The 13,576-nt window shown below is 44.2% G+C and carries 10 protein-coding genes; 8 read left to right on the top strand and 2 right to left on the bottom strand.

Features of this window, described 5'->3' with window-relative positions; translation table 11 throughout:
• Positions 1-24: 24 nt before the first annotated feature.
• On the bottom strand, positions 25-435 hold the full coding sequence (locus GFS24_RS24335; protein ID WP_153664192.1) for a glycine cleavage system protein H: 411 nt from the start codon (positions 433-435) through the stop codon (positions 25-27).
• Positions 436-755: 320 nt separating this feature from the next.
• Here GFS24_RS24335 and GFS24_RS24340 point away from each other — a divergent pair, with 320 nt between their 5' ends.
• The 6 genes from GFS24_RS24340 to GFS24_RS24365 all read left to right on the top strand — a co-directional run bounded on the left by GFS24_RS24340 (position 756) and on the right by GFS24_RS24365 (position 10,694).
• On the top strand, positions 756-1,298 hold the full coding sequence (locus GFS24_RS24340) for an RNA polymerase sigma factor (RefSeq protein WP_153664194.1): 543 nt from the start codon (positions 756-758) through the stop codon (positions 1,296-1,298).
• A 1-nt stretch (position 1,299) separates the two neighbouring features.
• Entirely contained in the window at positions 1,300-2,430 is a 1,131-nt protein-coding gene (locus GFS24_RS24345; protein ID WP_153664196.1) for a FecR domain-containing protein, read from the top strand.
• Positions 2,431-2,544: 114 nt separating this feature from the next.
• Positions 2,545-5,973, top strand: coding sequence for a TonB-dependent receptor (locus tag GFS24_RS24350; protein ID WP_153664198.1), 3,429 nt, complete (start codon positions 2,545-2,547; stop codon positions 5,971-5,973).
• 20 nt (positions 5,974-5,993) lie between these two features.
• Positions 5,994-7,823, top strand: a complete 1,830-nt coding sequence (locus GFS24_RS24355; RefSeq protein ID WP_153664200.1) for a RagB/SusD family nutrient uptake outer membrane protein — start codon at positions 5,994-5,996, stop codon at positions 7,821-7,823.
• Between the two features lie 29 nt (positions 7,824-7,852).
• The gene (locus GFS24_RS24360) at positions 7,853-9,154 is read left to right on the top strand and encodes an IPT/TIG domain-containing protein (RefSeq protein WP_153664202.1); all 1,302 of its coding nucleotides are present in this window, start codon (positions 7,853-7,855) and stop codon (positions 9,152-9,154) included.
• A 4-nt stretch (positions 9,155-9,158) separates the two neighbouring features.
• Positions 9,159-10,694 carry a DUF1565 domain-containing protein gene (locus tag GFS24_RS24365; protein WP_153664204.1) on the top strand — a complete coding sequence of 512 codons (1,536 nt, stop codon included), beginning with the start codon at positions 9,159-9,161 and terminating at the stop codon, positions 10,692-10,694.
• Between the two features lie 58 nt (positions 10,695-10,752).
• Here the strand turns inward: GFS24_RS24365 and GFS24_RS24370 are convergent, their stop codons facing one another.
• On the bottom strand, positions 10,753-11,850 hold the full coding sequence (locus GFS24_RS24370) for a suppressor of fused domain protein (protein ID WP_153664206.1): 1,098 nt from the start codon (positions 11,848-11,850) through the stop codon (positions 10,753-10,755).
• Positions 11,851-11,999: 149 nt separating this feature from the next.
• Between GFS24_RS24370 and GFS24_RS24375 the strand changes: the two genes are divergently transcribed.
• Positions 12,000-12,779, top strand: a complete 780-nt coding sequence (locus GFS24_RS24375) for an NIPSNAP family protein (protein WP_153664208.1) — start codon at positions 12,000-12,002, stop codon at positions 12,777-12,779.
• A gap of 211 nt (positions 12,780-12,990) precedes the next feature.
• Positions 12,991-13,533: a sigma-70 family RNA polymerase sigma factor gene (locus tag GFS24_RS24380; protein ID WP_153664210.1), complete on the top strand. Its 543-nt coding sequence runs from the start codon at positions 12,991-12,993 to the stop codon at positions 13,531-13,533.
• Positions 13,534-13,576 lie beyond the last annotated feature (43 nt).

Consider the following 13,576-nt stretch of genomic DNA (forward strand, 5'->3'; position numbering starts at 1 on the left):
GATTTGGATTTTGCATACGCTGTATCAGGATACTTTAATGCCGCGAATGAGTTTTTGATAATCTGCCGGTTGCAGTAACTCTTCTTTCTCTTTATTCTGGAACTTCATAGGCGTCACAAAGAAGATCCAACCCTGGTCCTGCGGACTCTCGAGTATAAGGTTCAGGTTGTTCTTTAACTTTGCATTAATGCCCAGGAACTTGCAACGCAACGGAGAGTGCAATGGGATAACGGTACTGCCCGAGTGGATATTTGCGATGAGCGTGTTTTTTTCGATTGTGCCTTTATTATTGACCCATTCGATGTTGTCTATTTTCTTTATTCCTGCGAGTCTGAACATGGATAAGCCTACAAAGCCCACGGTTCCATTAAAATCAATCCATTCATGTTCCTGTGTAAAGTGAATCCTCGGTCTTGAAATAGTTGAAATATTCATGGTGCAAAATTACCATTAATAACCCAACATTCCATTGACTCCTGATAATAGGTTAGTTTGATATACGTAAAAACGTTATAGTGTAAATAAATAGCATAAGTTTAACTGTTGTATCTCAAGGCTTCACGTCAATTCTACACTTATCAAAGAAACGTTAAATTATACAGCCGTAGTCTTTTTAACGCAAAAAATAGCCTATTTGTGGCCCGGTGTTTAATTTTAATTCCCCTTGGAAATAAAAAGTATTTTCTATCTTACTCTTCGATCAACCAGCATAATTCGCCACGATAAGCAAGTATCAACCAGGGAAATAGGATAGAATGAATCATTCTCCAGACACACTATTGGTAGAACAGTTAAAAGAGGGAGACCTGACTGCATTTGATGCTTTATTCGTAAAGTATTATAAAATGCTTTGTGTGAACGCCTACTGGTTCCTTCAGAATGAACAGGAAGCAAAAGACCTGATCCAGACTTTCTTCATGGACATATGGGATAAGAAATTGTATCTCCAGTTTGACGGAGATGTGAAAGGTTATCTGCATACCGCCGTGAAGAACCGTTGCCTCAACTATATTAAAAAACAAAAACTCCGTTACGAACACCAGGAAGCATTTTCAAACCTTCAGGATGAAACCTGCCAGGCACTGCCTGATGTTGCGCCGGATTATTATAAACAATTGCACACTTCCCTCAATAATATTTCCGGCCAGAAAAAGATGGCCATTCAAATGGTATACATCCAGGGAAAACGATATCAGGAAGCAGCCGAGGAAATGGGTATCAGCATTAATTCTTTTAAGACGCATCTGAAAAGAGGATTGAAACTACTGCGGTTCGCAGTAAATAGTAAAAAGTATTAACTTGTTCACCCAATTGGAAACACAGGAAAAAATATTTCAGTTATACATACAAAAGCTTTCGGGGCATCTTTCCCCGGAAGAGGAAATCCATGTGAAAACCATGCTGGCAGAGGATGCCGGTTTCCGTGATACCTGGAAGGCATTGGAAGAACAGGACCGCTCTATCCATGCATCAGATTACATAAAGGACCTGGATCCTGAAGTAGCACTGCAACAGCTTAAATCTAAAAGAACACGCACCCGCAGGCTGAGGATCATGTCCGCCGCCGCTGCAGTATTAATATTATTATCCACCGGCACTTATTTTATGTTCCCCGCCAAAGAGATCAGCATCGCTGAATTTGCAGGGCAGGTGGAAAAGAATAAACAGACCATCAGCCTTGTAATGGCCAATGGGCAATCTGTTACCCTCAATCAGGACAGTGCTGCAAAAACCATCCAACTCAACAATGCCGTATTGAATGCCGGAAATGGAACACTGGCTTACAATTCCCTGGATACCACGGAAAACACACTGCTGGTACCACCGGGAGAAACCTATAAGCTCATTTTATCGGATGGTACCGAAGTACGCCTCAACGCATCCACGAGATTACGTTTCCCTTTCCAGTTCGGCAAAGCCACCCGCGATGTATATGTAGATGGAGAAGCTTACTTTAAAGTGGCCAAAGATGCAGCGCATCCTTTTGTAGTGCATTTACCTCTCTCCAATGTAACCGTATTAGGTACTTCCTTTAATGTGAACACCTATAATGCCACACAGGAAAAAACCTCGCTGGTAGAAGGAAGTGTGATCCTGCAAAACCATAATAGTCAACAATTGGCATTGAAACCAGGCATGCAGGGGATATTAGCTTCCGGTAAAACCTGGTCCGCGAACGAGTTCGATGAAGAAGAAGTACTCTCCTGGATAAATGGTGTGTACTATTATCATAAAATGCCGCTGGCAGAACTTACCGTGATCGCCTCCCGGTTCTACGGCGTAAAATTTATGCCTGATAACGATAAATTTGCCGGTTTAACTGTCACCGGCGTCATGGAAAGAGCCAAACTCTCTGAATTCCTGACAGACCTGAAAACCACCGCCAATGCGGATTTTCATTTCGAGCAACAAACTATCCTCCTTAAGTAACCTTATTCCCCCGAAATTTTTTTATACCGCTGTCACCCATTTTGGGAAAGCAGGTGTAGTTAGTTTGAATTATTGCTGACACCATCGTATAAACTATTTAAACGATTTTCCTACATGAGAAAATGTATGCGCGATTGCCGGCAGGCTACGCGAAGGGCATTACGCACCCTTGCGCTTAGCTGCATCTTTTTTTCCTTATTCCACGCTACAGAAGCACAGGTGAAGTCGCTTCAATCCCCGGTTACCGTATCAGGCAACAATATGTCCCTGTTGCAGGTGTTCCGGGCCATTAAAAAACAAACCGGCTTTACGCTGGTGTACAACAATCAGCTGCTGGACGATGGTGAGAAATTGAACATGAATTTCAGAAATACTGCCTTACAGGAAGTGCTGGACTTTGTATTGAAGAACAAAGGCATCATTTACCAGTTACGCAGTAACCGTATTGTGCTGGACAGGAAGGCGCCGGAAACAACGCCAGCCAAACCCAACATCGCACAGGATGAAAAGAAAACCCAAACAGTAAAAGGCCAGGTAATGGACCCGGAAGGTAACCCCATTCCTGGCGCTACTGTTTCTGTAAATGGTACAGTCAGAGGAGTGATCACGGATGCGCTGGGTGTATTTACCATAGACGCTGCTCCCAACGAAGTATTGCGCGTAGCTATGTTGGGGATGAAACCGGAAGAATTAAAAATGACCGGGCAGAAAACGTTGAAAGTAACCCTCACCGCCAAAGTAGACGACCTCAATGAACTGGTGGTAGTAGGTTTCGGAAAACAAAAGAAAGTAACGGTTACCGGTTCTGTATCCTCTGTGAATATGGCAGACATGCAAACTCCCGTTCGTTCTCTTACTAACGCACTGGCCGGAAAAGTAGCCGGCGTAATTTCCATGCAGAATGCTGGTGGAGAACCCGGGTACGACAATCCGCAATTCACTATCCGCGGTATCGGAACTTTTACCGGAAGTACTTCCCCCCTGATCATTGTGGATGGTGTGCAAAGAGAAGATGTAAACAGTACCTATGGCGGAGCTTTTAATAATATTGATCCGGAAGATGTACAAAGTATTTCCCTGCTAAAAGATGCATCTGCCACAGCAGTGTATGGTGCAAAAGGAGCAAACGGTGTACTGATCATCACTACCAAAAGAGGCGTAGCCGGAAAACCCAGAATTGCGGCCAAAGTAGAAACCGGCTTCAACGGTTTAACCCGTATGCCGGAAATGCTGGATGGTGTTACTTACATGAAGTTATATAATGAAGCCCGCGAAAATGCAGGAGAAACACCTATTTATTCTGATGAACAGATCGCCAAAACTGCCAGCGGACTGGACCCCTATTTATACCCAAACGTAAACTGGATAGACCGTATCTATAAAGACTGGGCATCCATGACCAATGCTAACGTAAATGTAAGCGGTGGTGGAGAATCTATGCGTTATTATGTATCCATGAGTTTTTATAACCAGGATGGACAATATAAAGTATCAAAGATCAACGATTACAATCCCAACCTGAATTTTAAAAGGTACGATTTCAGAAGCAACGTAGATCTGAACGTGACCAAAACAACTACCTTATCGCTCAACCTGGCAGCCATGCTGGTGAACAGCAGGTATCCCGGTTCCCCTGCCAGTCTCATCTGGTATAATTCCTATTCCACGAACCCGATCGCATTCCCGGTACAATATCCGGATAATATGTGGGCTGGCCCCCGTAACAACGGAGGTGCCAACCCCTTCAATCTTGTGCAGAACAGGGGATACAGCACTGAATTCAAACCATCCGTACAATCCGTTTTATCACTCGTGCAAAACCTGGATGGTATTACAAAAGGACTGAAAGCCACCGGCCGTTTTTCTTTTGATACATATGGAGAATTCAATACCAGCAGAACAGGTGATAATGATCTCTGGTATGCAGGCTCCCGTGGTTCAGATGGTAAATTGATCTATGAGCAGGTGAGAACAGGTTCTTCTTTCCTGGGTTATGGTTCCAGTTCACGTGGGGAAAGAGTAATGTACCTGGAAGGAAATGTTACGTATGACCGCACTTTTGGGAAACATAATTTCGGCGCACTGATAGTAGGTACTATGAGGAACCGGTTGATCGGTAATGCAGACGGTCTGAAATTGGCTATTCCCTTCCGCAACCAAAGCGCTGCTGCCAGAGTAACATATGGTTACATGGATAAATACCTCGCAGAAGTGAATATGGGCGCTACCGGTTCTGAAAACTTTGAGAAAGGAAAAAGATGGGGAGTATTTCCTGCTGTAGCAGCAGGCTGGGTGATCTCCAACGAAAATTTCATGGAAGGTATTTCAAATACCCTCACACTGTTAAAACTGAGAGCATCTATTGGTACTACTGGTAATGATGCTTTGGCGTATAATAACCGATTCGGTTACCTGACCTATGTGGATGGAGCAAATGGAATTCAGTTTGGATCTTCTCCCAGAAGTTATGGTGGGATTGCTGCTAATGTAATAGGTACGGAAAACCTGACATGGGAAACATCTGTTAAGACCAACATTGGATTGGATGTAAGCCTCTGGAATAAATTAAACATCAACTTTGATGTATTCAAAGATGAAAGAAAGGATATCCTTATTCAACGAAATTCCATTTCATCCATTGGCGGTTATGGCAGTAATGTAATATTCGCCAATATGGGCGAAATGCAGAACAAAGGTTTTGATGCCAGCCTGGAATATACTGATCAGATCAGTAAAGATATCAGCCTGCGTGTTTTTGGTAACATCACTTATGCAAAGAACAAGATCCTCTTTGCTGATAATCCTGTTATGTTATACGCTTACCAGCAACGGGAAGGCCATCCTGATCGTGAATATTATGGTTATAAAGACCTTGGCCTCTTCATAGATCAGAATGATGTAGATAAAAGCCCCAAACAACTTAGACCTGTTTTTCCCGGAGATATTAAATACGAAGACCTGAATGGTGATGGCGAAATTAATAGCAATGACCAGTCCTATCTGGGAAAAAATTCTTTCCCCACCTGGTCTTACGGATTTGGCCTCAACCTGGGTGTAAAGAAATTTGAACTGTCTGTGATCTTTGCAGGAATTGAAGATGTATGGATCATGGCAAACGGTTCAGAAACCAATCTGTTTGATGGTACTGCACCTGGTGTGGGAGTGGTGCCTTTTACAGGTATTGGTCAGTATCCTGCAAACATTATCAATAATGTTACTGATCGCTGGACGAAAGATAATCCCCGCCAGGACGCTTATTATCCCCGCCTGACTATTACTAACAGCAGCGATAATAATTACCAGAACAGCACCCGGTGGTTAAAAGATGGCAGCTTCATGCGTTTGAAACAGGCTACCCTGAGCTACAATATCATTACACCTGCTATGCAGAAGAAAGGGATCAGCAGTTTGCAGGTTTATGTTGCCGGTACCAACCTGCTCACCATTTCAAAGTTCAAAATATGGGATCCTGAATTAGGTAGCAATGGCGCAAAATATCCTTTTGCAAAAACAGCTACCGTGGGATTAAGAGCTAATTTCTAATTAAGAGTAAAGATCATCATATGAATAAGCATAAATACCTGTTACTGTTTTGTGCCGGCATATTGCTCTCTTGTAGTAAATACCTGGATAAAAAACCGGATAATCTTTTAACGGAAGATCAGATCTGGCAAACAAGGGCAAATGCAGAAGCTTATCTGAATAATATTTATTCCACCATATATAATACAGATGGCGGAGATTATGCCACCATGGGTGCCGCAGACGAAAGTTCTGTTTCTATCGGTACCGTGAATGTAAGACAAATGGTAGGCGGTAACTGGAGTGTTTCCAGCGGCTATTTTTACAATTGGAGCGGATACTATTCTGCACTGAGAAAGTCTTTTATCTTTGAACAGAACATTGATAAAGTACCCGCAGTACAATTAAGCAGCGACCTGAAAGCACAATACAAAGCAGAGAATCTCTTCCTGCGCGGATATTTTTACTGGATGCTGTTGAAACAATATGGCCCATATGTAAAAGTAACCGGGCTTTTTAATCAGGACGAAGATTTTAACAAATTCCCCCGTGCCCCCTTCGATACCTGCGTAACATACATCAACCAGTTGATGGACCAGGCTATGCAAGGCCTCCCATCCGCATGGTCCAGTTCCAGTAACCTGGGCAGACCTACAAAAGGTTCCTGTATGGCAGTAAAAGTAAAAGCCGCCATACTGGGTGCCAGCCCTCTCTGGAATGGCAATCCTAACTTCGCTGGTTTCAAAAACCTGGATGGTACTGCGCTGGCCCCTGCCACCGCAGATGTGAACAGATGGAAAACAGCAGCCGATGCCGCAAGGAGACTAATAGATTCCGCACAGTATAAATTATTCACCAACCTGGACAATGGCGGCACCGTTTTCAATCCATACGAATCTGTAAGGGATGTACACTTAACCAACTGGAACGATGAGATCATCTTCGCCAATGTGGGCTGGAACCGTTGGGGCTGGACGAAATGCGCCTCTCCCGGTCCCGGTGCTTATAACATGTACAATGCCACACAGAACCTGGTAGATGCTTTCTCCATGATCAACGGCCGAACTATCGATGATCCCGCTTCCACTTATGTGGAAACTGGTTTTGCACCAGCAAACAGTACTGCCACCTGGGGTGGCCACAGGAAAGGAGAGTGGAACATGTATGCCAACCGCGAACCAAGGTTCTACGCTAACATCATGTACAACGCAAGGCCTGTAGTACCCGCACAAACAGTAGATGATAAAAATTATTTCTCTTCTGATAATAACATAGATGGTACCGGCCGCGTAGAGTTCTACTACAATGGTAAATCCGGTCAGAAATCCTCAGGTAGTAACAACATCACCGGTTATTTACCATTGAAAAGGATCAGCCCCAACAGTAATATCCGCCAGGATAACGTATCCTTCCACGGCCCCTACATCCTCATCCGTTACGCAGAGATCCTGCTGGATTATGTAGAAGCATTAAATGAATACGATCCGAACAATGCAGATATCGTGAAATACCTGAACATGATCAGAACACGCGCAGGTATTCCGGGAATTGAAGCCGTTTACCCGGATGCTGTAGGGAACACCATCAAAATGCGCGAACATATTTTAAGGGAACGCCAGGTAGAACTTTGCTTTGAAAGCGATCGCTATTATACATTGGTGCGCAGGTTATTACTCGGTCAGGCTAAATATACCGCCATCTACGGTTTAGATGTAAATGCCAACGATAACGGCATGGGTTTCTCTTTTACAGATTTCTACAAACGCAAACTCTTTCAGCAAAGGTTCTGGGATAATAAAATGTATCTCTTCCCTATTCACCTGGGAGATATTGAAAGAGACAGGGCATTGGTGCAGAATCCGGGATGGTAATCAAATTATTGACAATTTAATTTTTGGAAATGATCAAGCCTTTAGTAAGATATATCATATTCGCCGCCGCGCTTATCACCGGTTGTACCAAGGATGACAAAAACGCCCACATAGATGGCGCACCAATGTCTGTAGAGAGTTTCGTACCCCTGCAAGGCGGTGGCGGAACATCTATCCTCATCACCGGCGTTAATTTTACAGGTGATACTTCACAACTGGAGATCACCATCAACGGCAATAAATTAGCCATCGTTGGTACCAACACCAAACAGATCATGGCCGTAGTACCTAAAAAATGCGGATCAGGAAAAGTGATAGTGAAGATCGGGAAAGACGTTGTATCCAGTACCGCGGATTTCAATTATGTATTCACCAGAACTGTTACCACACTGGCAGGAAACGGCACAGCAGGTTATGCCAATGGTAAAGGAGATGAAGTACAGTTTAATTTCAAAGGAGAACCCTGGTACAGAAGTCAGGGTATAACAGTAGATAACGACCTCAATGTGTATGTGGCAGATCCCGGCAATCACTGCATCCGTAAAATAGACAGCACCGGAAAAGTAACACTGTTCTGCGGAGATCCCAACACCAGCGGTTACGCAGATGGCAAAGGTATTGCTGCAAAATTCATCTACCCATATGATGTGGCCGTAGATAAAGACGGAAATGTATTCAGCGTAGATCCTATCAACTGGGATATCCGGAAGATCACACCAGACGGAACAGCCACCACATGGTGCTGGGCTGCAGCAGAACCCTGGTCTGTGGCAGTAGACAGATCTACCAACCTGCCTTACTATGCTAATTGTGGCAATCCGGGCGCCATTTATAAAGTAACCGCACAAAACACAGGAGAAAAGATCATTGGAGATCTTGTATGGCCTGCCGGTTTTGATTTTGATAAAGATGGTAACCTGTATTTGTCTGGCAACGGAGAGCACACCATTACGAAATTCACGAAAGGAACTTGGGCACCTACTATCATTGCAGGGCAGAAAGGAGTGGCTGGTTACCAGAATGGTACAGGTGCCACCGCTAAATTCTCCAACCCCTGGGGGCTGGAAGTAGATGCAGCCGGTAATATTTTCGTTGCCGGAAATGGAACAGGGGGAGGGGATGTAAACAGCCCTGATCAAAGTATCCGCTTCATTGCAGCTAATACCTGGATGGTATCTACTTATGCCGGAAGTGGCTCCGCAGGTTATTCAGATGCCATTGGAGAATCTGCTGCATTCAGTGCACCCGGTGGTGTAGCCATTGATAAGAACGGCACCGTTTACGTGCTGGACAAAAACAACAACAGGGTTAGAAAAATAGTTTCAGAATAACACCATGCGAATATTACTAACGATTTTATTACTGGTTGGAGTTACAAGTTCCGCCTGTAGCAAGAAGAATAGTCCCTCCGGCACACAGGAACCACCTCGTCAGAATTCCTTTTATGTGGCATTAACAGGGAACGATGCAAATCCCGGTACAACAACTGCCCCTTTACGCAGTATCAATACCGCATTGGGAAAAGCTATTCCCGGAGATACCGTGATCGTAAAAGGGGGCACTTATTATGAGAAAGTTGTGTTCCCTAAATCCGGCCGGCTGGAAAAACTGATCACCCTGAAAGCGTTTGCAGGAGAGAGGGCCATCATCGATGGCACCGGCCTTTCTATCACAGGGAAAGAAGCACTCGTTACTATCCGCAATGCCAGTTATGTTGTTTTTGAAGGGTTTGAAGTGTGCAATTACAAAAGCAGCACACCCTGGGTTAATATCAACGGCATCGTGGCAGATCAGGGATCCAGCAATATTATCATACGGAAGAACAAGGTCTATAATATTGAACACAACGTTAATCCGGAAGATGGCAGAAGCGGCCATGCTATTGAGATCATCGGTAACACCGCCACACCCATGAAAAACATTCTCGTGGAAGAGAATGAGATCCATGATTGCAACACCGGTTATAGCGAAAACCTCACTATCAATGGTTATGTAGATGGCTTTGTGATCCGGAAAAATACCATTTACAATGCAGAGAACATCGGAATCGATGCAGCTGGCGGATATGCAGCAAACACAGTGCCTGCCTACAATTACGCCCGCAATGGCCTCATCACCGAAAATCACCTGTACAATATCAATATGAGGACCGGTCCCATTGGTGGTATTCACAGTTACGGCGCAATCGGCATTTATATAGATGGCGCACGCAGCATTATTGTGGAAAGGAACAGGGTACATGATACAGACCGCGGCATCGGTATCGTTAGTGAGAATGATGCATTCCCTACCAGCGATTGTATTGTACGAAACAATCTGGTGTATAATAATTTCAGGGTGGGCATATACCTGGGTGGTTATTTGGGTTATACAGGTGGCGGTACCCGGAATTGTTATGTAGTGAACAACACACTGTATAAGAACAACAGGGTACTGGGGGCTTATGATGAAATTGAAGGAGAAATAAGACTGACGGAAAACTGCTTTGATAATGTGATCCGCAATAACCTGGTATATGGTGGCCCCGCTGATCTGTTCGTACATAAATACACCAACACCGGTAGCGGCAATATCATAGATAACAACTTATACTTTACCGCCAGCACACCCGGCTGGATCTGGAATACAACTAACGGCACACCCTATACGGATTTTGCCGCATGGAAAGCAGCAACAGGTATTGACGCCAACTCAATAACTGGTTCCGACCCGCTGATCACTGATCTCACCCTACCTGATCTGCGGATACTGGCTGCATCTCCTGCTAAGAATACAGGATTTGTTATTGCTGCAGAAAAGCATGGTACACTGGATATTGAAGGTAATCCACGTATCGTAAATGGGAAGATCAGTATCGGAGCATACCAATAAAAGCGAAGAGGGCAACCGGAATGGTTGCCCTCTTTCTTATAATGTTACTCTTTATTGTTTACCGTTTCTTTACCACATGGGTGATCCCGCTCTGGATCATTTTCTCCAGCAGATCATACCCGCCATTTGCTTTGCTGTGTGCAAATTCGCGTTCTGCTTTTGTAATAGGGCTGGCCCAATATAAATTCACTTTATCCCCTTCCATTTGCGGCAGGTTAATAGCAGGCCCATTGTATAAAGCAGAAGAAAGAATGAAGCTTTCAAAGGAAGCAGGCACCGCCTGGGAGCTGATCGTATGCCCTTCGCCTAACCAGCTGAGGTGCCGCCATGGATTATCCGCAATACCGGAAAGCCCTTGTGCCATGGTCATGATCTCACTTTCTGTAAAATCTTTTTTATCCACCGCTATTCCCAGCTCCATTCTCCTGAACCCCGGTGCCTGGTCATTATATAATAACTCTACCCAGGGCATCGGGCGGATACTTACCCCCAGCGATATAAAATAAACGAGGTCGTCTTTTTCAAACCTGGCCAATGCCATGGGTGGCCATTTCTGTTCGTCTATAGCATAGTACTGCAGCATCTTTCCAAATTGTTCCTCGTAAGCGTTGAGGAATTCCTGCTGGATCGGTATCCAGGGATTGTTCTCCTCATCCCCCCACTTCTCCCAGAAAGCAGCACTGCGAGCTATCCGTTGATGTAATACATTGGATTCCGGTTTTCCAAAAGGGAATAAAATGCTTTCTGCCTCGGAACCAATACAGTCCGCCGCATAACCCACCGGCCGGTCTGAGGATAAACTCCAGCCGGGAATGATACCCAGTGGCTGGCCTTCATAGAAAACAGCTGCTCCGTCATCTTCTTCAGACCACATAATGGCCAGTGATTCCTTCTCAAGCGGTGCCTTTCCTTCCGGATGATTACAAAAACGGGCTTCCAGCAAAGGTGCCATACCATTCTTCATGCCCTCCACATCTTTGTCAGCAGGGGCAGGTAATAAATTGCGAAGCCAGCATGGACGCATATTGTAACGGCCACCTAATACGTCAGAAGGATACAGATAAAAATAAGCGGTTCGGTCATCTTGCTCAACCACGGCTGTGATGGTGCCGCGGTTATTGGGTTGTTCTAATAAAACTACAGGTGCATTCGACATAATAGTGGTCTGTTTCTGGCGCCTAAACTACCAAAAAATCATTTATATGTTCAATAATTTAGCGTTAAGCAAAGGAATATACCCATTGCCGGGTAGCTAAGCATTCACCATTATTTTTTTATATTTTGTGTCTAAATAATTAGCAATACATGAAAAATTCCACCTTATCTTTTCTGCTGTTCATTTTTTGCAGCTTGTCAGTATTTGCCGGAGAAAAGCCACCAGCACAGGAGTATTATCAGATCAGGGTCTATCACCTGAAAACAGATGCCCAGGTGGAAATGGTGGAAAACTACCTGAACAAAGCTTATTTACCTGCCCTGCACCGTGCAGGTATTAAACAGGTAGGGGTATTTAAGCCCATTGCACAGGATACGGCAGATCTGCGTATTTATGTGCTGGTTCCCTTCAAAACGCTCACCCAGTTTGAAAACCTGCCTGCCTTACTGGCAAAAGATGCAACTCATGCCAGTGCCGGAAAGGATTACCTGGATGCTCCCCACGACAATAAACCATATGCACGCATCGAAAATATCTTGCTGCTAGCCTTCAAGGGTATGCCGGTACTTACAGCATCCACTGTAACCAGCCCCAAAAGTGAGCGGGTATATGAATTACGCAGTTATGAAAGCCCTACTGAAAAGTATGCGGTGAATAAAATAAAGATGTTCAATGACGGCGATGAATTTGGCATCTTCCGTAAGCTCAATTTCAATACCGTGTTTTGCGGAGAAGTACTGGCCGGCAGTAAAATGCCCAACCTGATGTACATGACCACCTTTAAAGACAAGGCAGACAGGGATGCCCATTGGAAAGCATTTTCAGCGGATCCGGACTGGAAAAAACTGTCCGCCGTTGAATCCTACAAGAACAATGTATCTAAGAATGAGCAGTTGTTTATCCGCCCAACGGAGTATTCTGATCTCTAATGCTTATTTTGCCGGCAATGCCACCCTCTTGCCAAGTGAAAAGACTGTTCAAAAAGACAGTCTTTTTTCATTAATATAGTATTATTTTGGGATAAAATACGCATAGTATTATCTTGGTAAATAGATAGCTTTACGATCATAATACAGTGAACAATAATAGACAGGTGCCACGTTTCAGATACGCTCATTACCCTAATAAACCAGAATCCACATGATGCAGCAGGACCCTCATGGTGAAGACATGGACCCCCTGGATACCGCACAGATATTTCATAAATATTATGTAGCGCTGGTAGGTTATGCCTGTAAGTTTGTAGACCTGCAAACTGCAGAAGACCTTGTGCAGGACGTATTTATTCAAACCCATAATAAGATACCCCTTAATGCCCGCAGTTACCTGTTCCGCAGTGTGCATAATAAATGCCAGGACTATTTTAAACACCTGGAAGTACACCGGAAATATGTGAATGAAGCTAAGATCCTCCAGGATGAATTGATCTACTTTCACCCTGATACCGGGAATAAAAGTATGCTGGAAGAAGAAAGTACGAATGTCTGGAATGCTATAGAGCAATTACCCCCCAAATGCCGTGAAATTGTTAAACTCCGTTACCAGCAAGGGCTTAAGACCGTTGAAATCTCCGATGCCATGGGAATCTCTTCCCGGACCGTGGAAACACAGTTATACAAAGGTATCAGACAACTCCGCAGCATGATCAAAAAGCTCAATTACCTGCTTAGTATCCTGTTTTAAACTTTTTTTAGATTCCTGTACGTAGAAAACAATCATTGATCGT

The organism is Chitinophaga sp. SYP-B3965 (genome assembly GCF_009647655.1).
Classification (GTDB): domain Bacteria; phylum Bacteroidota; class Bacteroidia; order Chitinophagales; family Chitinophagaceae; genus Chitinophaga.